This window comes from Paenibacillus baimaensis, from assembly GCF_025567575.1.
Window position 1 is genome coordinate 38,905 of record NZ_JAOQIO010000084.1, and the last position, 26,546, is coordinate 65,450.

The 26,546-nt window shown below is 46.4% G+C and carries 23 protein-coding genes; 21 read left to right on the plus strand and 2 right to left on the minus strand.

All coding sequences use genetic code 11. From position 1 onward, the window contains the following. Positions 1-14: 14 nt before the first annotated feature. A complete protein-coding gene (locus OB236_RS19445; RefSeq protein WP_076233715.1) occupies positions 15-1,019 on the minus strand; it encodes an ABC transporter ATP-binding protein in 1,005 nt (334 codons plus the stop codon). Positions 1,020-1,105: 86 nt separating this feature from the next. Here OB236_RS19445 and OB236_RS19450 point away from each other — a divergent pair, with 86 nt between their 5' ends. From OB236_RS19450 to OB236_RS19525, 16 genes are all read left to right on the plus strand, one after another. Beyond that, positions 1,106-1,318 (plus strand): hypothetical protein, encoded by a 213-nt coding sequence (locus OB236_RS19450; RefSeq protein ID WP_262685485.1) that lies wholly within the window; start codon positions 1,106-1,108, stop codon positions 1,316-1,318. A 243-nt stretch (positions 1,319-1,561) separates the two neighbouring features. Then, positions 1,562-2,122, plus strand: a complete 561-nt coding sequence (locus OB236_RS19455) for an ANTAR domain-containing response regulator (protein WP_076233714.1) — start codon at positions 1,562-1,564, stop codon at positions 2,120-2,122. Between the two features lie 57 nt (positions 2,123-2,179). Beyond that, entirely contained in the window at positions 2,180-2,818 is a 639-nt protein-coding gene (locus OB236_RS19460) for a transglutaminase-like domain-containing protein (RefSeq protein ID WP_262685486.1), read from the plus strand. Between the two features lie 174 nt (positions 2,819-2,992). Continuing rightward, positions 2,993-3,979 (plus strand): agmatinase, encoded by a 987-nt coding sequence (gene speB / locus OB236_RS19465; protein ID WP_262685487.1) that lies wholly within the window; start codon positions 2,993-2,995, stop codon positions 3,977-3,979. An 88-nt stretch (positions 3,980-4,067) separates the two neighbouring features. Beyond that, positions 4,068-5,711 (plus strand): ABC transporter substrate-binding protein, encoded by a 1,644-nt coding sequence (locus OB236_RS19470; protein ID WP_262685488.1) that lies wholly within the window; start codon positions 4,068-4,070, stop codon positions 5,709-5,711. Positions 5,712-5,867: 156 nt separating this feature from the next. Beyond that, complete coding sequence (locus tag OB236_RS19475; RefSeq protein WP_262685489.1) at positions 5,868-6,863, plus strand: Gfo/Idh/MocA family protein; 996 nt, start codon at positions 5,868-5,870, stop codon at positions 6,861-6,863. 6 nt (positions 6,864-6,869) lie between these two features. Beyond that, positions 6,870-7,622: an IclR family transcriptional regulator gene (locus tag OB236_RS19480; protein ID WP_262685490.1), complete on the plus strand. Its 753-nt coding sequence runs from the start codon at positions 6,870-6,872 to the stop codon at positions 7,620-7,622. Between the two features lie 38 nt (positions 7,623-7,660). Further along, positions 7,661-9,433: a sensor histidine kinase gene (locus OB236_RS19485; RefSeq protein WP_262685914.1), complete on the plus strand. Its 1,773-nt coding sequence runs from the start codon at positions 7,661-7,663 to the stop codon at positions 9,431-9,433. Beyond that, positions 9,426-11,048, plus strand: a complete 1,623-nt coding sequence (locus OB236_RS19490; RefSeq protein ID WP_262685491.1) for a response regulator — start codon at positions 9,426-9,428, stop codon at positions 11,046-11,048. Before OB236_RS19485 ends, OB236_RS19490 begins: the two co-directional genes overlap by 8 nt. A 98-nt stretch (positions 11,049-11,146) precedes the next feature. Beyond that, positions 11,147-12,037, plus strand: a complete 891-nt coding sequence (locus tag OB236_RS19495; RefSeq protein WP_262685492.1) for a carbohydrate ABC transporter permease — start codon at positions 11,147-11,149, stop codon at positions 12,035-12,037. Between the two features lie 15 nt (positions 12,038-12,052). Beyond that, positions 12,053-12,940: a carbohydrate ABC transporter permease gene (locus OB236_RS19500; protein ID WP_262685493.1), complete on the plus strand. Its 888-nt coding sequence runs from the start codon at positions 12,053-12,055 to the stop codon at positions 12,938-12,940. 26 nt (positions 12,941-12,966) lie between these two features. Then, a complete protein-coding gene (locus OB236_RS19505) occupies positions 12,967-14,355 on the plus strand; it encodes an ABC transporter substrate-binding protein (protein WP_262685494.1) in 1,389 nt (462 codons plus the stop codon). 74 nt (positions 14,356-14,429) lie between these two features. Then, the gene (locus OB236_RS19510) at positions 14,430-15,893 is read left to right on the plus strand and encodes a fibronectin type III domain-containing protein (RefSeq protein WP_262685495.1); all 1,464 of its coding nucleotides are present in this window, start codon (positions 14,430-14,432) and stop codon (positions 15,891-15,893) included. Between the two features lie 39 nt (positions 15,894-15,932). Then, the gene (locus OB236_RS19515; RefSeq protein ID WP_262685496.1) at positions 15,933-17,198 is read left to right on the plus strand and encodes a sialidase family protein; all 1,266 of its coding nucleotides are present in this window, start codon (positions 15,933-15,935) and stop codon (positions 17,196-17,198) included. Positions 17,199-17,212: 14 nt separating this feature from the next. Next, positions 17,213-17,956 (plus strand): RraA family protein, encoded by a 744-nt coding sequence (locus tag OB236_RS19520; RefSeq protein ID WP_262685497.1) that lies wholly within the window; start codon positions 17,213-17,215, stop codon positions 17,954-17,956. A gap of 46 nt (positions 17,957-18,002) precedes the next feature. Then, positions 18,003-19,019 (plus strand): sialidase family protein, encoded by a 1,017-nt coding sequence (locus OB236_RS19525; RefSeq protein WP_262685498.1) that lies wholly within the window; start codon positions 18,003-18,005, stop codon positions 19,017-19,019. A 115-nt stretch (positions 19,020-19,134) separates the two neighbouring features. Here OB236_RS19525 and OB236_RS19530 read toward each other — a convergent pair whose 3' ends face one another. Then, positions 19,135-20,817: a PhoX family protein gene (locus tag OB236_RS19530; protein ID WP_262685499.1), complete on the minus strand. Its 1,683-nt coding sequence runs from the start codon at positions 20,815-20,817 to the stop codon at positions 19,135-19,137. Positions 20,818-21,145: 328 nt separating this feature from the next. Between OB236_RS19530 and OB236_RS19535 the strand changes: the two genes are divergently transcribed. From OB236_RS19535 to OB236_RS19555, 5 genes are all read left to right on the plus strand, one after another. Beyond that, complete coding sequence (locus OB236_RS19535) at positions 21,146-21,613, plus strand: GNAT family N-acetyltransferase (protein ID WP_262685500.1); 468 nt, start codon at positions 21,146-21,148, stop codon at positions 21,611-21,613. Positions 21,614-21,665: 52 nt separating this feature from the next. Then, complete coding sequence (locus OB236_RS19540) at positions 21,666-22,169, plus strand: phage tail protein (RefSeq protein WP_262685501.1); 504 nt, start codon at positions 21,666-21,668, stop codon at positions 22,167-22,169. Positions 22,170-22,205: 36 nt separating this feature from the next. Then, complete coding sequence (locus OB236_RS19545) at positions 22,206-22,703, plus strand: phage tail protein (RefSeq protein WP_262685502.1); 498 nt, start codon at positions 22,206-22,208, stop codon at positions 22,701-22,703. A 15-nt stretch (positions 22,704-22,718) separates the two neighbouring features. Then, positions 22,719-23,258 carry a phage tail protein gene (locus OB236_RS19550; RefSeq protein WP_262685503.1) on the plus strand — a complete coding sequence of 180 codons (540 nt, stop codon included), beginning with the start codon at positions 22,719-22,721 and terminating at the stop codon, positions 23,256-23,258. Positions 23,259-23,320: 62 nt separating this feature from the next. Beyond that, entirely contained in the window at positions 23,321-26,467 is a 3,147-nt protein-coding gene (locus OB236_RS19555) for a cadherin-like beta sandwich domain-containing protein (RefSeq protein WP_262685504.1), read from the plus strand. Positions 26,468-26,546: the final 79 nt, after the last annotated feature.

A 26,546-nucleotide genomic window follows, 5' to 3' on the forward strand; every position in this document is an offset into this window, starting at 1 on the left:
CCCTCCGTTTGGAATTAATGTACAGCTTGTGAATCCAGCGCAGTAAGCGTCAGCTCGTCTTCGGCCAACCAACAGCGAACGGTGTGCCCTGCGGCTACCTCAAACAGTGGAGGATTGTGTCTTCGGCATTTGTCGGAAGCGAGCACACAACGTGCTTGAAAGCGGCAGCCCGTTGGCATTTCATGGATGGCCGGTACCGATCCCGGTATGCTGGACAGCTTGTCGTCGGGGCTGTTGAGATGCGGAATAGAGGACATCAATCCCTGTGTATACGGATGCCTCGCGGCTTCGAACAGCGTGAATACATCGGTTTCCTCCACTACCTGACCGGCATACATGACGAGTACACGGTCGGCCATCTCAGCAACGACGCCCAGGTCGTGTGTAATGAGCACAATTGAAGTGCGAAACTCGTTTTTCAACTCCTTGATCAAGGCCAGAATCTGTGCCTGAATCGTGACGTCAAGCGCCGTGGTCGGTTCGTCGGCAATCAGCAGCTTGGGCTTGCAGGACAATGCCATAGCGATCATGACACGCTGCCTCATGCCTCCAGATAAGGAATTCGGATACTGCTTCATCAGCGCTTCAGCTCTGGCGATACCGACTCGATTCAGCAGCGCAATTGAACGATCGCGGGCTTCCTGCATGCTCACACGCTCATGCTGGAGGATGGTTTCCGTCATTTGGCTGCCGATCGTCAGCACTGGATTGAGTGAGGACATGGGGTCCTGGAAGATCATCGAGATGTCTTTTCCCCTCAGCTTTCGCAGCTGCTCGGGTGTCAGCTTCGTCAGCTCAACGTCCTCGAATTGGATGTTACCGCTTTTGATGTAGCCGTTATTGCCCAGGAGATTCAGAATGGAGAGGGAAGTGACGCTTTTGCCGCAGCCAGATTCCCCAACAACCGCGACGGTCTCACCATACTTGACCTGAAACGAGACCCCTTCAACCGATAGGACCTCTCCATGCTCTGTGCGAAAGGCAGTCCGAAGGCTGTCGACTTCCAATACATGCTTCATGATTTGCATACCTCCGGGTTTTATTGTCGTTGTGTTATTACTCAATTGCTTTAAAAGTCCGGTGAATAACGGAGTGGAGCGGCCAAATGATCCTGGAGAAGCGTCAGCGTTCGCCTTTGTTTCCGTACTTTTACCGCTATATTTCTTATAAAATCAAAAAATACGGAAACAACAGCGATCGGAGGGATATTTGGACGCGCAGCGGGACTTATTCACCGGACTTTAAAAAAACACAGAAAGCCGCCTTCTCTTGTGCAGAGAAAACGGCTCCATTGCCTATTCCAGACTGGCATCATTGACAGACCGGAAATATATTCGATTGATATAAATCATCTTATGTCACGTATATTAACATTAAAAAATAATTATTGTCAATATTCGGTTTTAAAAAACAGTTGACTCTTTTTTTAGTTAGATTCATGATATATAACATAACATTCATACAATACTTCTGTCACCTCGTGTTCAGTGCTCATGAGTTATGACACGACACAAATGTTTTCGGCATGACAAGAAAATCCATACCGAAGGTGTTGCTGCTTATGAAATCATTGCTGGTATTTTTTTCCGACTCCTGTCAGCCTGCAGCTCATATGATAGATTGTCTGAACGCTATAGGTATGGATGTCATATCGGTGTATGAAGCCGAGGATCTTACTGTCAAGACTTACGAACCCGACGGCATTATTCTTTGCTGTACCGAGCAGAGGCTGAATGTTTGGCTGGATGTATTGGCCAGGCAGTTCGAGCTGCCTGTATGGTGGTGGTGCCAAAGCTCGGGCTTCATGACGGGTCCCGCCCATCACATTGAAGGCATCCTCACATCCAGTATGAGTCCCCCGGAGCTGCAGTGGGCGCTTGTAGTCGGGCTCAACAACTATGAGAACCGGAGATCGGTGCAGCGGCAGATCGAACAGCTGCAGGAAAAGCTTGACGAAAGAAAGCTAATTGAACGAGCTAAAGGTATACTGGTAAAAACGACGGGTATGTCCGAGGACGAGGCTTTCAAGTATCTTCGTAACAAGGCGATGAAGGAACGCAAGAAAATGGCTGCAATCAGCAGCACAATCGTCGATTTGTACGGACCGCTTATGGAGCGCTGACCTGAATAATGCAGGCAGTGCGGCGTACCTCTTACCCCCGAAAGGAGTTCTGTAACTATGATGTTGACCCGAATGAATGCACCCATGGACAGCTATGTGCAGCCCTCGATCTGGCTTGACTATGACCACCCGCTTATACAGCAAACCTTACATCAGCTGGTTCCTGTCGGTAGCGACGAGATCAGGACCATCGAGGTCCTGTATACCTTCGTGCGCGACAAGATCCAGCATTCATACGATGCGCAGCTGAACCAGGTGACGATCAGCGCATCGGATACGTTGAGCGAAGGACATGGTATCTGTTACGCCAAGTCCCATCTGCTTGCCGCTATGCTCAGGGCCTGTGCTATTCCCTCAGGCTTGTGCTATCAGCGGCTGACGTTGTATGAAACGGCAGAGTCCGGGTTCTGTATCCACGCGTTGAATACCGTCTATATCAAGCAGCTGGATACGTGGATTCGTCTTGATGCGAGAGGGAATAAGCCAGGCGTGGACGCCCGGTTTTCCCTTGAGACCGAACATCTCGCTTTTCCTGTGCGTCAGGATATTGGCGAGGTTGATTATGACGTTAATTTTAGTGAGCCCCATCCCATCATTATCGAAACCTTGATGGCGCATACGCATAGCATTCGCATGTACGAGCGGCATCTCCCGGATTCACTGCCCTTGCCGGAATCCATTTTGCCCAAAAAATAGGGTTGACGAATTCGTTAGGTGCATGTTAGAGTATGTCACATGAACAACTTGATATGTTATTCCGGTTTGTCAATGATGCCAAACCAGTGAATCCGGCAATGAAGCCGTCTTTCCTCCGACCAGGAGAAAGGCGGCTTTCTGTATTTTTATAAACCTCAATAAGGAGTGGTTACATTGTATCGTCCAATGATCGAAAGAGGTATCCCATTATTTTCAGGTATTCGCACGTTTATGCATCTTCCTTATGTTCAGGATTTGGAGCACGTGGACTACGCAGTGATTGGCGTTCCGTTTGATACGGGCGTCAGCTATGCTGTAGGAACCCGATTCGGCCCTTCCTCGATTCGCGAAATGTCCCAGCGTCTTCGGCCTATCAGCCAGGCACAGGGCATCGATACCACTGAATATGTATCCGGTATTGATTATGGTGATCTCAAGATCGTTCCGGGCTATATCGACCTGAGCTATGAGGCAATCGAGGAGCAGCTCAAACCGATATTTGCCAAAGGCATTATTCCTATACTGCTCGGCGGAGACCATTCCATCTCTTATCCTCATGTGAAAGCGGCCGCCAGTGCCTACGGACCTGTCAGCCTGGTGCATTTTGATTCGCATACGGATACCGGTAAAAGCATGGATGAAAGGCGCAAGCATTCCCACGGCACGATGTTCCGTTATGCAGCGGAAGAGGGTTACATTGATGCTTCAACCTCTATTCAGATGGGCATGCGTGGAACGCCGTTTACGCTGACCGGTCTGGATGATTCCCGTGAACTTGGATATGAGGTGCTAACGACTGATGATGTCAAAAAGCTGTCGATTCCTGAGCTGTGCAACAAAATTAAACAGCGTGTTGGCAATAATCCGGTGTTCCTCACATTCGATATTGATTTTCTTGATCCGGTGTTTGCTCCAGGGACAGGTACCCCGGAGGTTGGAGGGTTCAATACTTATGAAGCCCAGCAAATGCTGCGTGGCCTGACCGGTCTGAACATTATCGGCTTTGATCTGGTCGAGGTGCTGCCTGATCGTGATTTAACGAGAGTGACTGCCCTGAATGCGGCCAACATTGCCTTTGAGTTTATTACACTGATTGCGCTGAACCGTCGTGAGCAAGCCCTTAAAGCAGCAGAGAAAGCTGACGCAACCATCATCGGCTAAGGTTGGTGTGGACGGAGGCGGGATTCGCGGCATAGGTTTCCTACCTCCAGCCCTGTTTATCATTCATTATCCGATAGGAGGCATGACTGTGAGACTGACAATGAAAAAGGTATCTTGTATATGCGTGGCGGGCTTGCTCTTACTGACAACGGCATGCACTCCCAAGCCGGAAGCCTCACAAAGTCCGGCAAGCTCAGGCACCGTCAACGCCGCATCCAGCCATCCGGATCGAATTACGATCGGAATGACCAATCCCCCCACAATGTTCAATCCTATCGATACCGATGCTTCGGGTTCCAATGCGGCTACGTTCATTAACCGTTATTTGTACGATACCTTGCTGAAGATGACGGCACCGCTTGAGTTCAAGCTGCAGCTGGCTGAATCGTTCGAGCAAAAAGACAGTAAGACGTATGTAATCAAGCTGCGCAAGGATGCCAATTGGTCGGACGGTAAACCTGTAACCGCGCAGGATTTTGAATTCACGGCTAATCTTGTAGCCCATCCCAAAACATTGACGACAATCCGAACCTATATCAATTATTTGGACGGCCTTAATGAGAAAGGCAGGCTGCCGGAAGGTGTCACCGTGCTGAGTGGTGTCAAGGTCATCGACGACAAAACCTTCGAGCTGGTGACCGCCAATGCGGTTGACCCGAATATGGTAAAGGAGCGTTTGTGCGATTTTCCTATAATTCCTAAGCATGTATTCGAAACTGCGGATCCATCTACGCTCAACAGTCACGCATTTTGGAAAAATCCGAATGTGACCGATGGACCGTATACCTTTAACAAATTTGAGAATGGCGTCGTCCAGCTGGCTGCCAATTCGTCGTATTATCGTGGTACGCCGAAAATTAAAGAGGTAGTTGTCAAGGTAATGCCTGCGGCGAACATGGTCGCTCAGCTGCAATCGCAGGAAATTGATATGAATGCCGGGCAAGGACCAGGTAACATACCACCCAAGGAATGGGAAACAATTAAAAAAATGAATCACGTACAAACGACAGAGGAACCGACCCGCCGTTACAACTCAATTGAAATCAATACAACCAAAATCCCTGATAAACGGGTTCGGCAGGCGATGGCATACGCCATTAACCGTGAGGCGATTGTTAATCAATTGATGAAAGGCATCGGTGAGGTGCAAAATGGTCCTTATGCGGTAAGTCATCCTTATTATGACAAGGACATCAAGAAGTACAGCTATGATCCTGAGAAAGCGAAGCAGTTGCTGAAGGAAGCGGGCTGGGATTCGTCGAAAACGCTGGATTTCATCGTTCCTACTGGAGATGCTGTGCGGGAGATGGCGGGGAACATTATTCAACAAAATCTGGAAGCCGTCGGTGTGAAGGTGAAGCAGGTCAATTTCGATTTTGCTACAGCTGTCCAACGCGCGGTCAAGGGTGATTTTGATCTGCTGATCTCCAGCTTCAGCACGATTATCGATCCTGACGGCCCGAGTAATACGTATAAATCAACAGCTGCGCTGAATGATATGAGATATAATAACCCTCGTGTTGACGAGCTGTTTGCGCTGGGCATGAAAGAAACAACCAAGGACAAGCGGTTTGCCATTTATAAGGAGCTTCAAAATGTGATACAGGAGGACGTTCCGCTGATCACGATTTACTCCGAGAAAAATTTGATCGCGCTCAACAAGTCTGTTACGGGTCGAGGCGGGACGATCTATGGTATGCATTATGATGTTAATGAGTGGACAATAAAGTAGAAATTGGAGTAGCTGCTCCTAATAAGAATCTTCCTCAGAAATGAGGAGGATTTTTTTGTCTGTATGTGTTCAAACTTCACTTGAAAATTACAGTAGCATAGCCTACTATTATATATAGAACTATGTTCTCTATTATAGAACGACAAGGAGAGAGATATGAAACTTCGTATCGGTTTTATAGGAACAGGTAGATATGCGGATAAGCACCAACGTATACTTTCACAAATGGAGGGTGTATCGGTCGTAGCCTTTTGCGGCAGAAACAAGGAAAATGTGGAGCAGGCAGCAAGCAGCTGGCCAGACGCGAAAGCGTATACAAATGTGGTACAAATGCTGGATACGTGTACATTGGATGCTGTCTATATATGCGTACCACCGATGGGGCACGGTGAAATTGAAAGGCACTTGGTTGATCGTGGCATCCCTTTCTTTGTGGAGAAACCGCTCGGAATCGAGTTGACCGAGGATATGGAGCTGCTGCGGAAGCAAGCAACTGACAGACGCCTTATTACTTCAGTTGGCTATAATTGGCGTTATCTCGATTCTGTAGCCAAAGCGCGAGAGCTTCTGTTGGAAGGCACGATGGGTATGGCACTGGGTTACTTTATGAGTTCTTTCCCGCAGATTGCATGGTGGAGACGAATGAACGGCTCGGGAGGGCAATTCAACGAACAGACCACGCATATTGTTGATCTTGTACGTTATTTATGCGGGGAAGTTGAAGAATTGTACGCAGCATTCAGCAAGCGACGTTTACATGAAATTCAAGAAGGCATGGATATACCGGATGTGGGCACCGTTACACTCAAGTTGGTGAACGGCATGGTGGCCACCATATCCAATACATGTATACTTCCAAGAGGTCACCATACAGGCTTGGATGTGTACACGACCTCTGGCGTTGTGGAAATTCGTATGGATAGCCTGAAGGAAATCGGTCGTGACCGAACGGTAGAGTACCGGAATAGCTCGGACCCGTACATATTGGAAAATGCGGCTTTTGTGCATGCATTACGAACGGGGGATACTTCTCGTATCTTATCTGATTATGACGATGCCTTCCGCACATTCGAAGTGACCTCTGCTGCACATGATTCTGCGACCGAGGGCCGGATCATACGGTTACCTAGCTATACAACGAAAGAGAGTTGAATCGAATTGTCAGATGAAGGAAAAGTGAAATCATTAATTAAAGCGCTGAAAATTCTCGATTGCTTCACGGTACAATCGCCTGAGCTGGGCATTACAGAAATAAGTGAGAAGCTGGGACTATATAAAAGTAATGTTCACAATATCGCAGATACTTTTTTAAAGGCAGGGTATCTGGAGCAAAATCAGGAGAATGGGAAATACAGGCTTGGATTTAAGCTGTTGGAGTTCAGCAATGTGATCCATAGTAACATTGATTTCAGGACCATCGTGCTGCCTTTGATGCAAGAGCTATCGGACTTTACGAATGAAACCGTGTATCTGGGTACGCCAAGAGAAAATGAAGTCGTTTATTTGGATTCTACCTGTCCGCGAAATCAGCTCTCCACGAGATCCATGCTTGGTGTTAAGGCGCCGCTTTATTGTACCGGGATTGGCAAAGCGATGCTCGCTTATTTACCCGACGACAGGATCAAGGCTGTCATAGACAAGGGTCTTATCGCCATAACGGATAGTACGATAACCAGCCAAGAAGCGCTTATACTGGATTTGCAGCAGATTCGGGTAAGAGGATATTCCATTGATCATATGGAGCATGAATACGGAATTAAATGCATGGGAATGCCGATTCGCAACAAAAAACGGGAAGTCATTGCTGGAGTAAGCATTGCTGGTCCCTCCCTCAGGTTTGATGATTCCACAATTGAAAATTATGCGGTTAAGCTGCAGCAGGTGGTTAGCCATATCGAGGATAAGCTGTAAAAGCATGAAACCAGATAGGGGTGATTTAAGTGGCAACGATGGCAGGTTCACTTCGTAATATGAGGCTTAAATCCAAATTAATCGTATCCTTTGTACTACTTATTGTAATATCCACGTCTATTATCGGCTGGATATTTTTTCTTATTTTAAAAGAAACCATCGTTAATGAAGTGGGTCAATCTGTCCAAGAGGTTCTCAAGCAAACGATGCAAAATATCGATTACAAGCTCAAGGATATTGACGAATTGTATGTAAACATCGTATCGAACAAAGAGCTGCAAATCATTATGGAATCCGATGCCTCTACCGACTCGGTCAGAGCTAATTATGAAAAAATATTTTATGAAACTGTGTATCCGAGTATTTTTGGGGGGCGCTCTGAACAGATTCAATCCGTAAGTTTTTTTGGCCCATACGGCCTGAACTTATTCGTGAATACTTCTTATACCAATCGGACAAGAGAGGAAATTGAACAAACAGCCATTTATCAACAGTCGTATGCAGCCAAGGGCAAGCCCTTATGGCTGTTTGCCAACAAGGACATATTCTCCAACCGCGATTCAGGGCCCAAGGTGATTTATAATGCGCGAAAAACATTGGGGTTGTTAGCCCTTAAAGACTGGGGGCTTATGCTGATTGGTGTCCGGGAAAGCTTTATATTCGACAGCTTCAAAAATATTCTTACGGATATGAAAGCGATTACGTATATAGTTGACGAGAATGGATTCATTATTTCTCATGTTAACAAGGACCAGGTCTCTACCAAGGCAGATCCTGATGTATGGAGGATGATTACCGGCTCGTCCAATGGAAGCTCACTGATTATGCTGCAAGGAACGATGTATTCCGTTCATTATTTTACATCGCAATATACGGGCTGGAAGCTCGTTACGATGATTCCGCAGTCTGTTGTCTACAAGCATATTGAGCTAGCCAAAGGCACGATTGTGATGATTATACTTATTACCGTGGCGTTATCGATTCTACTGTCCGTGTTCATTTCATCGAGCATTACCCGACCGCTCATGAAATTAATTCGTCACATTAAAAAAGTAAGGGATGGGGACATCCACACCAAGGTTCATCTGGGAACGCAGGAGGAATTTGGGGAAATATCGGAGAGCTTCAATGAAATGACGGAAGAAATCGGGACCTTGATCCACAAAGTGCGGGATGATGAAAAGAAGATCAGAGAGGCGGAACTGAGGGCCTTACAATCTCAAATTAATCCGCACATTTTGTATAATACGATGGATTCTATTTATTGGATGACCAAAACAAAGGAGTATGACGAAATTGCGGAAATGACAACGGCGTTTGCTCAATTTTTTCGGCTTATTCTCAATAAAGGCAGCGAAATGACTACCATTGCCAAGGAATTGGAAACGATCGAGCACTACCTGACTATTCAGAAGCTGCAGTTCAAAAATAAATTTGAGTATGCTATTGAAGCTGATCCCAATGTACTGGAGGAAGCGTGTATCAAGCTCATTTTGCAGCCATTGGTGGAAAACGCGCTGCTGCATGGCATCAAACCGTTAAAAAATAAACGTGGGACGATTAAGATTGTAGCCAAAAGGGAAGGTCAGTTCATCCTGCTGGAAGTTATCGATAACGGAATCGGTATGGATTTGGAACAAATTGAAGCGCTTCTCGAGCCGCCTTCGCAAGACGGAGGTTATGGCATCTATAACATTAACGAGCGGATTCATTTGGCTTATGGAGAAGGTTATGGCTTACACTTCGAAAGTCGGAGAGATGAAGGGTCCCACATACAAATCATACTTCCAGGGGGATATATCGATGTATAAAATGATTCTGGTGGACGATTCGGAACGCGTGAGAACAGGTCTGAAAATGAGTATGGATTGGTCCAAGCATCAGATTGAGATTGTTGGTGAGGCCGAGGACGGTGTCGAAGCGATGGAGTTGATCATGGACAAGAAGCCGGATTTGATCATCTCCGATGTATTGATGCCTCATATGAACGGATTGGAGTTAACGGAAAAGGCGCTCTGCATCGTACCGCATGCGAAGGTGATTTTGTTAAGCGGCTATGATAATTTTCCCTATGTGCAGACGGCGATTCGCAATGGTGCTTTTGATTATTTGTTGAAACCGAGCACAATTGAAGAGTTATTCGCCATCATCGAAAAAGCCAAGCAAAGTCTGGAACAAGAAAGGAGCCAGGTGAAGGACGTTGTACAATTAAGGCAGCAGCTGCTGCATAGCATCCCTGTGCTCAAGGAAAGGTATTTGCGCTACCTGCTTTCCGGCCAAATGTCTTTATTGGATATAAGAAACAGATGTGACTACCTGGATCTTTCCATCGGCAGCCATTTATTTGCATGCCTGGTTGTAGAAATCGATGATGAGGATGCTGTAGCACAGAGTGCCCGAATTAGTGATAAACAGCTCTTATTATTTGCTTTTCGCAACATTGTAGAAGAGCTGCTTCGGGAACAATTATACGCCGAGATCGTCGAAAATTATGATAACCAGCTCATTGTAATCGTTAGCCGAGCGGAGCTTATGGAAAGCAAATATTACTTGGAGCTGCTGCAAGCGATAGCAAGAAAAATAAAATATTATATCCAAACTTATTACAAGGTGTCTGTTTCAATCGGAATTGGCGGCATCTACGATGAACCGGAATGGATACCGGAATCCAGCAAGCAAGCGGTGGAGGCTGTTCAGTATCGTCTGTATTCAGGTAAAGAAAGCATCGTATACATCGGTGACGTCACATACCAGGCTTCAGTCGAGCATACCGTATACCCGTATGATCTGGAGAAACGATTGTGCCTGGCTTTGAAGATCGGGGATGTACACGGAGCAGTGGGGTATGCAAGGCAGTTTTTGCGCGCTATTGTCGACGACTTTACCCCAACTCCTGATCATTTACGCAAGATTTGTCTACAGTTGGTCTACGCGCTGCTTCGCCAATTAATCGAGTGGGATCTTTCAGATGGGAACATCATGGAAATCACGGCATTGGATGAACAAATTAAGAAAAGGAAAACCATTGAACAGCTTGAAATGTGGCTTTTGCATTATGTCAACGATCTGGCCCATAGCATCGAAAAGAAAATGCAGCAGCGTCATGTTTCGATCGTTCAGAAGGCAATTTCGTTCATGGAGTCGCAGTATGCCCAGGATATCTCCTTGCAGGACGTAGCCGACGTTGTCTATTTGACACCCAATTATTTCGCCAATTTATTCAAGGAAAGGACCAATGAGACGGTTTTGAATTTTTTGGCAGATATTCGGATCAACAAAGCCAAGCAGCTGTTAAAGCAATCCGATTTGAAAATATTCGATATTTCCAGTCAGGTCGGATATACCGATGCCAAATATTTTGGACAAGTGTTTAGAAAAAGGGTAGGTGTTACCCCGTTGGAGTATCGGAAAATGCAGCCCAATTGAATAACATTACAAACCAATCATAGGAATTTCACCTATTTATCCATGTGCAAATTACGGATAATAAGAGCAAGGGATGAGCATACAGGGGGTGAACGATAATGATCCCGAAAAGAAATATGTTAGTAAATAAACATACGGTTGGCTATTTGTTTTTGCTTCCTCTGATCCTGGGGGTCGTTACCTTTTCCTTGTACCCGATAGGAGAGGCTTTCCGTATCAGCTTGTATCACCATAACGGGGTAAGGGGGATTTGGGCAGGGTTCAGCAATTATGAATTTATTTGGTACGATAAGACCTTTTGGCGTGCACTTCGTAACACGATAATCATGGGTGTCATGGGGCTTGGAATGGGATTGCCTCTGAGCTTTATTATCGCTTCATTGATTAACGGTATCGCCGCCCGCAGGATAAGCATTCTGTTCAAAGCGATTTATTTTTTGCCAAATGTGACTTCAACGGTTGCGGCCTCAATTGTATTCCTGCTGCTGCTGTATCCGACGGAAAAAGGGATTGCCAACTCGGTGTTAAGCTGGTTTGGCGTAGCTCCACTCGGATGGATGGCAGATCCCAGACTCGCACAGTTTAGCGTCATTTTGATGGATACGTGGCACGGGTTGGGTTATTCCGTATTAATCTGGCTGGCAGGACTTCAAGGCATTCCGCGCGATCTGTATGAGGCTGCCAGCGTGGATGGTGCTAAGAGAATGCAGCAGTGGTTCTATATAACGATTCCCGGAATGAAGCCCGTCATTTTCTTTATGGTCGTCATGGGTACGATCAATGCTTTTAAAAGATTCGGCGATGTTTTCGTTATTGGGGGACCGGATGGAAACCCGGGCGGATCGTTGTTTACACTCATGCTGTACGTGTACCGATACGGCTTCTACACCTATGAGTTTGGTAAGGCTGCCGCCGCATCGTATGTGATTTTCATTATTATTTTGCTGTTTACTCTTTTTAACTTTAAAGCGTTTCAAAATAAGGATTAACCGGAGATGAGACATATGACCATGATGTCCACTGCAACAAAAACCGGGGTGGTACTGCAATCGAGGAAAAAAGTGGATAGGCTTGGAAGGCTTGTGACCCTGTTATTCCTATTCGCTGGCGGCGTAATGATCCTATTTCCCTTCATTGTTATGCTATCGATTAGCTTTGACAAGGATGCAATTTTCGAATTTCCTTTTCCCTTTCGTTTGATCCCGGAACACCTCAGTTTCGAAAATTTTAGAATTGCCATCATCAATACCCATATGCCGCGATTGTATGTAAATACGTTTATGATTGCTGTTGGTGTTATTGTGATTAGTACGTTTTCAGCGCTGCTCGCGGGTTATGCGTTGTCGAAGCTGAACGTCAAGGGTGGCAAAATCATACTGCTGGTCGTGCTGGCTACGTTGATGATTCCAAGTGAAGCGACATTAATCCCGCTGTTTATGCTGTTTAAGAAGCTGCAGCTCATCAACACCTACTGGGCTTTTTATTTGCCGGCCATCGCCAATATATTCGGTACCTTTTTGGCCAAGCAATTCATGGACGGCATTCCTGGCGAACTTAGGGAGGCTGCCATTATCGACGGCGCGGGAGAGTTCCAATGCTTCACTAAAATCTATTTTGCTTTATGCATGCCAATCGTCGCTACCTTGATTATTCTCACCTTTCTGAACGTATGGAACAGCTTTTTGTTTCCACTTATTATGCTGAATGATCCAGCCAAGTACACGATTCAAATTGGAATCGCTTTGCTTAACGCACGCACACAAACCGGACAATCACCTCCGGGTCTGAATATGGCCGCCACGGTATTGTCCATCATTCCTGTTCTGCTGGTATACCTGTTTTTCCAGAAATATATCATTCAAAGCGTTGCCCATTCAGGTATTAAACAATGAAACATCCACTTATAAGGAGTGATACGATGCGAGTAAATAGATGGAAAATGACACTGATGCTAACAATGTGCTCACTGCTTTTATTTTTAACCGCTTGCGGCGGTGGGGGGACGGGTGACAATAGTGCGACTCCAGGTCCCGCAGTAAACGCGGATAATTTATCCGGTGTTGTCAAGTTTGCTGTTTTTAGTTATCCGGTGGATGACGGTATCGATCCGGTAACGGGCAGCAATGTCAAAGGGATGAAAACGATGCTGAAGCCATTTTTAGACAAACATCCCAAGCTGACTGTGGAATATATTGAAGTTCCGCAAGATAACAGAAAGGCGAAGTTTCAATCTTTATTGCTTAGTGGAAGTGTGGACGTGTTAATTCTGGATTCGTCTATCGATTTTTATAACCAAGGGTTTCTGATGCCTCTGGACGATTACTTGAAACGGGATAATTGGAAACAAAATTATTACGATTCTTTATGGCTGGACAAAGAGCGCTTTACGAATGCTACCGATGGTAAAGTCATGGCGTTACCTGGAATCGTCAATACCAGTACGGTTATGTATGATAAGCAAATATTTGATGATTGGGGTGTGGCACCGCTCAGTGATAAACCAACCGCTCAGGAAATATTGGAAAAAGCGGCCAAGCTGACGGGGATCAATCCCAAGACCGGCAAACAAACCTACGGCATGTATTACGACCCGCGCAGCAGCAGTCACATGATGCTCGATTATTTCTCAGATGGGAACGGTGTACAGCTAGGCGAAACCGACTGGGCGAACTTTGGCAACAGTAAACTGAATTTCAATAACCCGCAAATTAAAAAGAGTTTGCAAACCTTGATCGATATGAACTCCAGTCTACCGCCCGGATATGAAATTGGACGTGGCTTTGAGAATTGGGGGAAGGTCGAGAACAATGTAGCGATTTGTTTATGGTGCAGCAAAACAGATGAAATCCTCAAAAACAAGCTGCAGGATCGTTATGTCGTGACCAAAGGGGTACGGGACAAGAACGGAAAAACCTCCTATGGTACAGCCCAAACGTATACGATGGCCAAAGATACGAAAAATCCGGAAGCGGCATGGCAGGTGCTGAAATATATTACGGGAGCTGAAGGACAAAAAGCTATCTATGATAACTATAAGTACCTGCCTTCCTGGAAAAATGCCGATTGGGTCAGCGAAAAGGATAATCCTTATGCCAAACAATTGCTAACGGTCGTGGAGGATACCAAAAACGTGCTGTTTCCGCCGATCATGTTCTCACTTATTCGTCCTTGGATGGCAGAGCTGATATCGAGGGCTAATCATGGTCAAAAGTATGATCTGACAGCTGAGATGGCAGACATTCAGGAAAAGATTAATAAATGGGTCGAAGAGCAAAAAGTCATCGATGCCTCCAAAAATAAAAAGTGATTCAAATCCGATAAAAATCGCAAAGAATGGGGCGGCAGCTGAAGGCTGCCGCCGTAAGAAGGGATGAATGGTGGATGAACGTTCGTAAAGAGAACCCTACGTGGAGCTATTCAACAGCCAAGGGAATCGCCTATGCTTCCAAGGGCTATGGAGCCCCATATAGTGAGTTAAATATAGTACGGCTTGCTCCGGGAAACCGGCAGCTGCAGTTGGATTGGCAGTATGAGGGATCATGCAATTCCGATGATCTTGTTTACGAGGTCAAGCTGACGGCAGGGGAAGAACGGACAGAAATTCAAACTCGCCAAATACCGGGTGACGCCACTTCGATTTTACTTAGCGATCTGGAGCATGCCGTAGATTACGAGGTTGCCGTTCGTGCCATCAAGAAGGATTCCAATGAGCAGTTGGCGGAAAGTCCGGCAAGAAAGGCGCGAACCGGAGAGGTACCCGGTATTGTCGTCAATTATATTCATCCCGATGACTACACGTATGACTTCTCGGGCCGTTCCCCGGCAAGTCCATCCATCGTAAAGCTTCCGGATGGAACCCTGCTTGCCTCCCATGATGTTTTTTGGGGGTTGGGCGGACAAAATCTGAGCAAGATTTTTCAATCTACGGATGACGGTCAAAGCTGGTCATTCCTATGCGATCTTTATCCGTGCTTTTGGGGGAAATTGTTTCTTCATCGCGGAGCGCTGTACATGCTTGGAACAAGTACGGAATACGGCGCTTTGCTGATAGGCCGCTCTGACGATGGCGGAGCAACCTGGTCTGAGCCAACGGAGCTGATACCAGCCGGAAGCAGGGAGGAAGGCGGACCTCATAAAGCGCCAATGCCTATCGTTGAGCACGAGGGGCGGATTTGGAGCGCGGTGGAATACGGGTCATGGTCTCTCGGTGGTCATGCCACCGGAGTCATATCCGCACCAGCGGATGCGGATTTGCTGGATTCGGCCAATTGGGCGATAGCTCCTTTTCTTCCATACAACAATGAATGGCCGGGTGTCATTGAGGGTGGTAGACCATCGCTGCTGGAAGGAAATATCGTAATCGCTCCCGGTGGCAGGCTCGTCAACCTGCTTCGTTATAATACGGGCAAGGGCAATCCTGATTATGGAAGAGCTATTATACTGAATGTGAATACCATACATCCTGATGCGGACCTGACGTTCGGCAGTGTCATTGACTTTCATGGCAATATGTCCAAATTCACGGTCCATTATGATCCTGTCAGCGGAAGATACTGGTCGTTAGTGAACAGAGTAACCTTGCCCAATGTATCTCAGCGCAATATATTGTCTCTGGTGTCATCAGCCGATTTGGAATCATGGCAGGTTCATACGGACGCTTTAAATTATCAGGATAACGGTTGGATGGAGGATGATCTTAAAGTCGGATTCCAATACGTCGATTGGCTGTTTAATGGGGACGATATGATTTATCTAAGTCGGACCGCGCTTAATGATGCCTACAATTTTCATAACGCCAATTATATGACATTTCATACCCTTGAGAAATTTCGTGCATTTCTTTAAACCTATTATCGATCATATGGAAAGGTTGTGCGTTATGCTATGAAGCCAATACAACCGCTTGCCCAGGATTATGTAACCGTGTATGAATCGCCCGATCCCGACAATATTTATACGTACAGTCCCGGCATTGCCGTCTTGCCGAATGGCAGGCTGGTCGCCACGCTTGATCTGAGCGGACCAGGTATGGACGATCTTCCGGGCCCAAAGCGTGTCATCGAGCACGGTCAATTATGGTTCGGTAAAATATTCACCTCCGATGATAAAGGAGCAACGTGGCAGTTTCGTGCGGACTTTCCATTCATGCATGCAAGACCTTTTATAGCGGGGAATTCTGTCTATGTCATCGGCCATTGCAACGATCTTGCGATAGTCCGGTCTGACGATAATGGAGAAACGTGGAGTGAGACCAGCTTTTTATCTAAGGGGGAAATTTGGCATCAGGCTCCTGCTAATGTCCTTTACGTTAATGATCATGTGTACCTGGTTATGGAAAGAATGACGTTCACCGGTATGAAAATATGGCCATGCAGCATTCTTGCTCCTGTTCTCATGAGGGGTAGCATCGACAGTGACCTGCTGATCAGGGGAAATTGGACATTCGCATCAGAGCTGGCATTTTGTGATACAGTGCCTGTGGATCAGCTGGATTATTTCGGCATTCCCTTTTATAATGCCGCACCGATTACGGGAACGATGATCGCTCCCGGACGCAATTGCGCGCCAGCTGGGTGGCTGGAGACGAATGTCGTGCAGATCGCAGATCCGGATCATTATTTTTACGATCCAGAGGGACGCACCTTCCATCTCTGGATGAGGGCGCATACCGGTGGGACGGGATATGCCGCCATTGCGAAAGTTGTGGAGAACGACGATGGCAGTATGACAACTCTGCTGGAGCAGGTTCCTTCCGGTAAAAATATCGTCTACGTGCCTTTGCCGGGTGGACAGATGAAGTTCCACATTGTTTACGACGATGTCTCGGAGATGTATTGGCTGCTTAGCACACAGGCAACGGATAGCATGACGCGCGCGGAAAAGCTCCCTGAGGATCGGTTCTGGACACCGAATAATGAACGGCATCGGCTGCAGCTTCATTTTTCCCGCAACTGCATCGATTGGTGCTTTGCCGGTATGGTAACGATGGGTGCTTCGCAGAAGCAGTCACGCCATTATGCGAGTCTGGCCATTGACGGGAATGATTTGTATGTACTCAGCCGGACAGGGGACCATCGTGCCAAGGATGCACATAATGTGAATCTGATCTCGTTTCATACGATTACCGATTTTCGTAATTTAATTTATTAAGGAGGAAGCTCAGTATGACTTTAACCCATAGCGAATTGCTGCAGCTCAAACGTTGGAATACCCCTTCAGTCTTTAATGGCTGGGAACAAATTTCTAAGCATGATCGCAGAACGGGCTTTAACCTGGAGGAAACCAAAGACTTCATGCCTCATATGGGAGTTATGGTTGGATATGCGGTGACTGTAGTGTGTGAACCGAGCAATCCCGACCATCAGACCAGAAATCCGAACGCTCAGGTTGAATATCGCGAATATATAGCCAGCATTCCCGGACCGAAAATCGTGGTCGTTCAGGATCTGGATAAACCGTATGCGTATGGTTCTTATTGGGGGGAGGTAGGTGCGAATATGCACCGTTCCCTCGGCTGCGTCGGGACAATTACGGATGGAGCGATTCGCGATCTCGATGAAATGAATAATGCAGGGTTCAAAGCGATTGCCAGCAAAATGTGTATCGGTCATGCCTATAGCTGGCCAGTGCGCTGGAACTGTGAAGTGGAGGTCTTCGGTACCACAATCAAGCCCGGGCAGTTGATTCATGCCGACAAACATGGCTTTCTCGTCATTCCTGAGGAAGATCAGGCCGGACTGCTTGACGCGACGCGGTTTATGGATAAAAATGAGTGTGACACAGTTATAACATCAGGGCGCAATACGGCAGGTATCGAGATGAATGCTTTACTGCAAGGAATGAAAGAGGCAGGAAATCAGTTCGGAGCTGCAGCTCAAGCCCAATTCGGACGAAAAGGCGAGTGGTAGAAGCGATCCGACACAACTAGCTTTTTGAGGAGGCGAGGGGCGGTCCATGATGTTTACTCAAGCGGTCAAGGAATTAGTTATGACTGCCCAGGCACCATTCAAGAGCTGTCACGCATCCAGCTTGGCGATACTCCCGGATGGTGACATGTTGACAGTATGGTTTGCAGGCAGCAAGGAAGGAGCGGGTGACTCTGCTATCTGGTATTCGCGGAGACACAAGGGAACATGGACGTTACCCATCCAGTTAGCAACTGCTGACGGAATTCCTCATTGGAATCCCGTCTTTTTTTGGAAGGATCATGGCGAGCTTGTGCTTTTTTACAAGGTCGGACAGCTTCTCAAGGAATGGAGCACTCAAGTTATCGTATCCAAGGATAACGGATACACATGGTCAATGCCGGTTGAACTGGTAAAAGGCGATCGCGGAGGCAGAGGTCCGGTACGAAATAAGCCCATTGTGCTCTCGGACGGTACATGGTTGGCGCCAGCATCTACTGAGGACGGTATTTGGAAGGCTTTTGTTGACATTTCTGCAGATCAAGGAGCCACGTGGATACGAAGCGGAGATATCTGGATCCAGGAGCTGGACTACAGCAGCATTGAAGCTGTGACAGGCAGCGATATTCCGGTTTCGGAGCAATCCTTTTTTGGTAGAGGTGTGATTCAGCCTACACTTTGGGAGTCGCAGCCCGGGAAGGTACATATGCTGCTGAGAAGCAGTGAAGGTTATATGTATAGGAGCGATTCATCAGATTCGGGACATACCTGGTGTAAGGCATATCCGACACCGCTTCCTAATAATAACAGCGGTATTGACGTAGCGAGAATGGACAACGGCGTGTTGATCCTGGCATTTAATCCGGTTGGGGTCAATTGGGGGCCACGTACGCCTCTGGTGCTAAGAGCGTCCTATGATAATGGACATACTTGGGACGATGAATTCGTTCTGGAGGATCAGGAGGGAGAATACTCTTACCCTGCCATTATTGCCGACGGAAAACGTATATTCGTCACTTATACCTGGAAAAGAGAAAATATCGCATTCTGGCAAGTTACCTTATAAAAGAGGATTTTTTACCATTTTATGTAAATCAAAAAGGCCCATGAGAACGGAGAAAGATTTGCTCTCTAATCTCATGGGTCTTTGGGTTCATCCGATTTACGCTTGGCAGATGCATCTAGAATGCGGAACCGCTAATGGCGACCAATGCCGATCTCGGTATATTGTCACCGAAGCGGTGCGGCCATGTACTGGTCAGTTTAACCCGCTCCTCAGTGGTCTCTCCGGGATGCTTAACTGTCACAAATAAGGTCTGCTCATCAGGGGTAAAGCTTACTCCGTCAAACTCGGCATCGAATGGAGCGGATGCAAATTGCCGCGTCTCTTTGGTTGAGCCGGAAGCAGGTATCACGTACAATCCGTTATTTTTAAATTCAGCCCATGCGCCACTATTCAAGTGACTCGAAGCAATATTCGTCGCAACCCAGATATTGCCTTTGGTATCGAACGCAAGGCTGCCTGGTGAGCTGAACCCGCTTTGAGGTCCGCCAACTGCAAAAATCTCATAGGAAAATTCAGTGGCTCCAAGATTGTTGTTTTTCTCAAAGAAACGAATAATTTGTCCATGCAGGTTTCCGCGTCGACCGTTGTTCGTATAAGCAATATACAAAGTATGATCCTGCGGATTTATAGTAACGGTTGCAGGACGGTCGGATAGCGTAGCGCCTACAATAATTGCAGCTTCCCGCGCATATACAAATACGTCTGCCTGCTCCTTAAATATCTCAACCAGTGATTCCCGGGTTTGATTCAATATACTCGGTATTGTATAGCGAGGATTCTTAATGGATTGAATCACAGCCTCTATCGTTAATTCAACCCATTGTCCAGTTGCTTTATTCGCCGCATACAGCTTTCCGTCGTTTAAAAGCTCGGAGTTGGCCTTGCCTCGCGCCGGATCAAATTTGTTCGAGCTGATAAACTTATAGACGCAAGCGTCCTCGGCATCCTCGCCCATGTAGACGATAACCTTGCCGTCGGTGCTTAACCCCATCGTTACGTTACCGTGATTAAATCGTCCCAATGCTGTGTGCTTCCTCAGCGTGGCGTTAGCATCGTAAGGATCAGCCTCTACGACCCATCCATAATGTATCGGGTCAAGGCCTGTGCTCCTGCATGTAGACTCGAATTGATTCTCGCAGGTAAGCACGGTACCCCATAAGGTTGTACCGCCACCGCGGTTGGCTAATGTACCTTGGACCCGGGTTGCATGGTGTACCGCCTTGGTTCCACGCACCGGCCCCGTCAGCTCAACAGCATCAAGTCCTGTGATACGTCGGGCATATTCAGACTTGGTATCCATTTTCCAAAGGCCCTTTTCATTACGAAACACCTTCAAGATGGAAGCCCCTTGATTATATAACAAGGACCGCTGCTGAGCAGAAGTCAAATGTCGCTGCTGATTGCCGTCCTCAAGAAACAATTCGTTCGTAGATTCGTGACCTACCCAGAGCAGTCCTTCAACATGGGAACCGTCCTGAGGAAAAAAAACGGTATAGCTGTTGTTATCCCCGAACGTGTCACCCTTCGTATTAATAGTGTCTCCATAAGCTGCGATGACCTCGTATTTAAAACCGGATGACAGTACCAAATCATCACTCGCTACTGCTGTATCCCGGGTTGGGTTAAAGGAATCCGAAACCTTGATCGTTGAAAAATCGAATAGGGACCTGCTCGCTTCCGATGCATTCGCTCGTTTACCGAAGGAACCAAGACCCATAGAGGATACTGCAAGATATGCTGTGCTGGTTCCCAGATAACCGAGAAATTTCCGGCGAGATAATTGCTTATTGTCGTCCATACCTAACCTCCAAAAATGAAATATATATGTAAGTCTAGCATTATCATCATTACAGACTCTTTTAAGATAACATAAAATGAGAGAAAAACGGCAAAAAAACAAATAATTTATAATCAATTTGCGATAATTATTTACGATAATTTACGAAATTTAACCTTGATGTCATGTATAGAAGTAGAAGCGAAAAAAGCAATCAATATCGACCTGAAAAAAGGAGTTTTTAAGTGGTTATAGAATATATAATTAATAGCGTTAAGTTGATGATATCATGTTATTGGATAAAGAGGAATGTCCATATTGTGAGTATTTCTTACATAGAAAGGGAATTATGCTGAATACGATTCAGGTTACTTCTGATGATGAATCCTTTTTATATGATCTGTATGCAAGCACTCGAGAAGCTGAAATAGTGGCGTGGGGCTGGGATGCTGCAGCAACGAATGCTTTTCTCCATATGCAATGGACTGCGCAAAGACGTTCTTATGAGGCTCAATTTCCTGATGCGAACCACTATATCCTTTTATATAATGATCTTCGTGTGGGTCGTGTGATGTACGGTATTACAGCAAAAGAAATCCAACTTATCGATATTGCATTATTACCGGAATTTCGCAATCAAGGAATAGGTACGTTAATGATTCGTTCCTTACAATCTGGAGAAGGACTGCCAACGACAAAATCGATTCGTCTCAGCGTTCTGCAGCACAATCCTGCAAAACGGTTATACGAGCGACTTGGGTTTACAAGTGTCGGAAGCAATGGATTATATGAAAATATGATATGGTTCAACGAATAAGAAGAGCTTTACTGGCGTGTTCTTACCAATAATATAATGAGGTGAAAGATAGATGACTACTCCCTATGTAGGTGAAATTCGTATGTTTGCAGGAAACTACGCTCCTGAGGGGTGGGCGTTGTGTAATGGCCAAGTGATGAGTATATCTCAGAACGAGGTTCTGTACACTTTGATTGGAACGACGTTTGGAGGCGATGGGGTAAGCACTTTTGCGCTGCCTGATCTTCAAGGGAGAATCCCCATCCATTCAACTACTGCCTACCCTTTAGGGGCTAAGGGTGGTACCGAGACCGTTACACTTATTGCCAATGAGCTTCCTCAACATACCCATGTGCCTCAAGCTTCTACCCAAACGGGAATTCAAGCCTCTCCAAGCAATGCCATTTGGGCGACCAACGTAGCTAAAACGTATACTGAGGCGAATGGCAATCCTGTCACGATGAACCAGCAAACCGTCTCACTGGAAGGTGGGAATCAGCCGCACGACAACATGATGCCCTCACTGACAATTACCTTTATTATTGCACTGGTAGGAATTTACCCTTCTTTTGACTAGCCGTTTTATTTACTAAATCTAATTGGAGGTGCTTAGATGTCAGACCCTTTTTTAGCTGAAATTCGGTTATTTCCCTATGCTCGTGCCCCTAGAGGATGGGCATTGTGTAATGGTCAAACCCTGTCGATTTCCACCAATTCAGCACTTTACTCGCTGCTTGGAACCACATATGGAGGAAATGGTACAACGACGTTTGCCTTACCTGACTTGCGAGGACGTGTTCCTGTTCATGTGGGTACAAACCTTACGCTTGGGCAACAAGGGGGAGAAGCAGGTCATACTTTAAATATAAATGAAATGCCAACTCATTCACACTTGGCCCAGGGTTCATCAGATCCTTCAACAAGCGTTTCCCCTCAAAACCAAGTATGGGGAATGCAAAATAACCTATATGGCCCTGCAACTGCTCTTACACCAATGAATGGAACAGCAATTGCCAATACTGGCGGTAGCCAGCCGCATTCCAATATGCAGCCTTATTTGGCGTTGAATTATTGTATTGCAACGCAAGGGATCTTTCCAGCAAGGAGTTAAAGGGAGGCTAATCATATGGCAGAGGCTTATATTGGAGAAATACGCATATTCTCAGGTAATTTCGCGCCCATTGGATGGGCCTTATGTAATGGACAGCTACTATCAATCTCTCAGAATACGGCACTTTTTTCCATTTTGGGTGTTCAGTATGGCGGGAATGGCACCTCAACTTTTGCTTTACCCAATCTGAATGGAGCTGCTCCGATGCATCAAGGTCAGGGGGCAGGCTTAACGCCTCGCACTGTAGGTGAACAAGTCGGTGTCAATTCGTTAGCGCTTAGCGCATCTGAAATGCCAAGACACACTCATGCGGCACAGGCTTATGAGATACCGGGCTCTTCAACCGAGCCTGCCAATCGTTATTGGGCAGAGGCACCCGCTCAGGGCAGACCTCATCCGCAGCAAGCTCCGATATACAGCGCAAATGCCAATGTAACGATGCATCCAAATTCACTTTCTGCAGCTGGAGGGGGTCAACCGCACAACAACATGCAGCCTTTTCTTGTGATGAACTTTATCATTTGTCTGAGCGGAATTTTTCCAATTCGGTCATAGTATGAAAAATCAATATTGTTAAGGATGCAGCATCAGGTAAGTGATGACAGGGGGATCTAATGATGATCAGAATACGAATAGCTAAGCAGCTTCGGCAATCACCCAAATTGTTGCTAACCATATTAGCGATTTCCTTGCTTAGCGTATTCTATGGCTTTCACAATATGGTTATGGCTTCAGGTATTTGGACAAGCCAAACCTCCAACGCTACGATCACAGGGCAGCTTCAAAATGTTGCTTTTGGCGGAGGAAAATGGCTCGCTGTTGATCCTGTAAGCAGTGAGATTGTTTCATCAGCAGATGGGATTACGTGGGTTAAACAGGCTGTTCCGTTTATTCCTAATGATGCTGTGTATACAGGGACTCAATGGGTTGCGGTTGGCTCCAATGCTGCCAATATTATGACTTCTCCTACCGGTAATAGCGGGACCTGGATTCAACAAGCTTCGGGGACGGTTAACGACCTATATGCTGTTGCTTATAGTGGGTCCCGCATAGTAGCCGTTGGGAAAGGTGGGGTAATAACCACCTCCACAGATGGGATAAGCTGGAGTTCACAAACTAAGGGATCACAGGATCTCAATAGAGTCCTATACGGTGGGGGAAAGTTTATCGCGGCAGGATCTGCGGGTACTATCTATAGCTCATCTGACGGAATTACATGGACACTGCAAACCTCAGGCACAACTAATGATCTGTGGGGAGGAGCTTATGGCAGCAGTTTGTTTATAGCAGTGGGGTCATCGGGAACCCTGCTCACATCACCAGATGGTGCCACTTGGACATCGCGGGCTGTTCCGAACGGTTCAGCAGGAATAAACGGTGCCGCTTATGGAACTGGAAAATTTGTCGCCGCAGGTGATAACGGGAAAATTATTTCCTCATCTGACGGCGTTACCTGGACGAATGAAACCTCGAATACTACAAAATTTTTCAATGCTGTTGCTTATGGTCAAAGCCAGTTTGTTGCTGTAGGCCAAGAAGGCTGGATGGAATCGCAAGCATTAAGTACGAATGCCAACCTGAGTAATTTGACGCTTAGCCAAGGCTCACTATCGCCTCCGTTCGCAGCGGGAACAATAAGCTATACTTCTGCAGTGGCTCATGCAGTGAGTAGTATAGAGGTAACCGCTATTATAGCAGACAGTAATGCAACGGTTAAGCTCAATGGAAGCGCCGCTGCAAGTGGTAGTGCCGTAACAATCCCATTGAATATAGGGTCTAACACCATCACGATATTGGTTACAGCCCAGGACGGCACGACACAAAAGACTTATACAGTTACCGTCAATCGTGCTGCCAGCAGCAATGCCGACTTGAGTAATTTGATTGTTGACCAAGGAACACTAACACCTGTGTTTGAATCAGGAACCATCAGCTACACGAATGATGTAGCTCACCCTGTAAGCAGCTTGAATGTGACTCCGATTATAGCGGACAGTACGGCAACGCTCAAAGTGAACGGAACTGCAGCAACAAGCGGTAGTCCGGTAAACTTGCCTATCACAGTAGGCTCCAATACAATTACGATCGTAGTTACAGCTCAAGATGGCACGACACAAAAGATCTATACGGTACTCGTCAACCGTGCTGCCAGCAGTAATGCCGACTTAAGTAATTTGATTGTGGATCAAGGAACACTAACACCTGCGTTTGCATCAGGAATCATCAGCTACACAAATGATGTAGGTTACCTTGTAAGTAGCCTGAATGTAACTCCGACAATAGCGGATAACACGGCAGCGCTTAAGGTGAATGGGAACACGGTAACCAGCGGCAGTGGGGTAACCATCCCATTGAATGTAGGAGCTAATACCATCACGGTAGAAGTGACAGCACAGGATAATTCGACGAAGACTTATACAGTAACAGTTAACCGAGCGGCCCCGAGTAATAATGCCGATTTGAGCAATCTGATACTGGATCAAGGCTCGCTATCACCAGTATTTGCATCAGGAATCATCAGCTACACAAATGATGTAGGTTACCTTGTAAGCAGCTTGAATGTAACTCCGACAATAGCGGATAACAAGGCGACACTTAAGGTAAATGGGAACGCAGCAACCAGTGGCAATGCGGTAACCGTTCCATTGAATGTAGGAGCTAATACCGTCATCGTAGTGGTGACAGCACAGGATAATTCGACGAGGACTTATACAGTAACAGTTAACCGAGCAGCCCCGAGTAATAATGCTGATTTGAGCAATCTGATGCTGGATCAAGGCTCGCTATCACCAGTATTTGCATCAGGAATCATCAGCTACACAAATGATGTAGGTTACCTTGTAAGCAGCTTGAATGTAACTCCGACAATAGCGGATAACAAGGCGACACTTAAGGTAAATGGGAACGCAGCAACCAGTGGCAATGCGGTAACCGTTCCATTGAATGTAGGAGCTAATACCGTCACAGTAGTGGTGACGGCACAGGATAACTCAACGAAGACTTATACGGTAACGGTCAGCCGAGCAGCGAGCAATAACGCGGATTTAAGTAGTTTATCGCTGAGTACAGGCACGTTGAATCCAGCGTTTTCCTCAGGTACGACGAGCTACGCAGCAAGTGTAATGAATAGTGTTTACAGTGTTCAGGTATTTGCTGTTCCTGTTGATTCTCAAGCCAGATATGAAATTATAGCTGACGGCACAACGGTAACTGGCGCTGTATATCTGAATCATATCGGGTCTAACACCGTTTCTGTCAAAGTGACAGCACCTGATCATGTATCCAGCAAGACTTACACCATAGATGTGAATAAGCAAGGTTTGGGCGTAGCTGATATCAGTACGATCACTTATATGAACAAGATTTTGCAGCGTACCTCCAACAGTTATCATCTGGATGTAGGGTATGAGATCAAATCAGTGGACCTGAGTGTAGTTCTTTCCGATCCCAATGCTTCATTCAGCGTAACCGGGGCCACGTACACGGCGAACTCCATCCTGGTATCGAATTTAGCAACGGGGACCCGCTCTTTAACAATCGTTGTAACTACGCATGACGGCCAGCAAAAATCCTTTGAAGTGACGATCAACCGTTCGGCCCAGCCTTCCTTGGGTTACGTTGATTTGAATGGTGATGGTAAAATAACCGTAGAAGACGTGTCACACTTCTCTACTCATATGTTCGATATCAATCAAGATGGAAAGATTGATAGTGATGATATGCGCTTTATGCTGCTACAGATTTTACCTATAATAATCAAATAGATTCATTGCGAATCGGCTTATCCTTCGGGATTTGCCGATTTTTTTGAGTCTATTTGTACGTGATTATGCTTATACATGG

Bases quoted from the DNA above. Each gene is read 5' to 3' on its own strand.
- OB236_RS19445 (WP_076233715.1), bottom strand. From the start codon at position 1,019: ATGAAGCATGTATTGGAAGTCGACAGCCTTCGGACTGCCTTTCGCACA.
- OB236_RS19450 (WP_262685485.1), top strand. From the start codon at position 1,106: ATGATCCTGGAGAAGCGTCAGCGTTCGCCTTTGTTTCCGTACTTTTAC.
- OB236_RS19455 (WP_076233714.1), top strand. From the start codon at position 1,562: ATGAAATCATTGCTGGTATTTTTTTCCGACTCCTGTCAGCCTGCAGCT.
- OB236_RS19460 (WP_262685486.1), top strand. From the start codon at position 2,180: ATGATGTTGACCCGAATGAATGCACCCATGGACAGCTATGTGCAGCCC.
- OB236_RS19475 (WP_262685489.1), top strand. From the start codon at position 5,868: ATGAAACTTCGTATCGGTTTTATAGGAACAGGTAGATATGCGGATAAG.
- OB236_RS19485 (WP_262685914.1), top strand. From the start codon at position 7,661: ATGGCAGGTTCACTTCGTAATATGAGGCTTAAATCCAAATTAATCGTA.
- OB236_RS19490 (WP_262685491.1), top strand. From the start codon at position 9,426: ATGTATAAAATGATTCTGGTGGACGATTCGGAACGCGTGAGAACAGGT.
- OB236_RS19495 (WP_262685492.1), top strand. From the start codon at position 11,147: ATGATCCCGAAAAGAAATATGTTAGTAAATAAACATACGGTTGGCTAT.
- OB236_RS19500 (WP_262685493.1), top strand. From the start codon at position 12,053: ATGACCATGATGTCCACTGCAACAAAAACCGGGGTGGTACTGCAATCG.
- OB236_RS19505 (WP_262685494.1), top strand. From the start codon at position 12,967: ATGCGAGTAAATAGATGGAAAATGACACTGATGCTAACAATGTGCTCA.
- OB236_RS19510 (WP_262685495.1), top strand. From the start codon at position 14,430: ATGAACGTTCGTAAAGAGAACCCTACGTGGAGCTATTCAACAGCCAAG.
- OB236_RS19515 (WP_262685496.1), top strand. From the start codon at position 15,933: ATGAAGCCAATACAACCGCTTGCCCAGGATTATGTAACCGTGTATGAA.
- OB236_RS19520 (WP_262685497.1), top strand. From the start codon at position 17,213: ATGACTTTAACCCATAGCGAATTGCTGCAGCTCAAACGTTGGAATACC.
- OB236_RS19525 (WP_262685498.1), top strand. From the start codon at position 18,003: ATGATGTTTACTCAAGCGGTCAAGGAATTAGTTATGACTGCCCAGGCA.
- OB236_RS19530 (WP_262685499.1), bottom strand. From the start codon at position 20,817: ATGGACGACAATAAGCAATTATCTCGCCGGAAATTTCTCGGTTATCTG.
- OB236_RS19535 (WP_262685500.1), top strand. From the start codon at position 21,146: ATGCTGAATACGATTCAGGTTACTTCTGATGATGAATCCTTTTTATAT.
- OB236_RS19540 (WP_262685501.1), top strand. From the start codon at position 21,666: ATGACTACTCCCTATGTAGGTGAAATTCGTATGTTTGCAGGAAACTAC.
- OB236_RS19545 (WP_262685502.1), top strand. From the start codon at position 22,206: ATGTCAGACCCTTTTTTAGCTGAAATTCGGTTATTTCCCTATGCTCGT.
- OB236_RS19550 (WP_262685503.1), top strand. From the start codon at position 22,719: ATGGCAGAGGCTTATATTGGAGAAATACGCATATTCTCAGGTAATTTC.
- OB236_RS19555 (WP_262685504.1), top strand. From the start codon at position 23,321: ATGATCAGAATACGAATAGCTAAGCAGCTTCGGCAATCACCCAAATTG.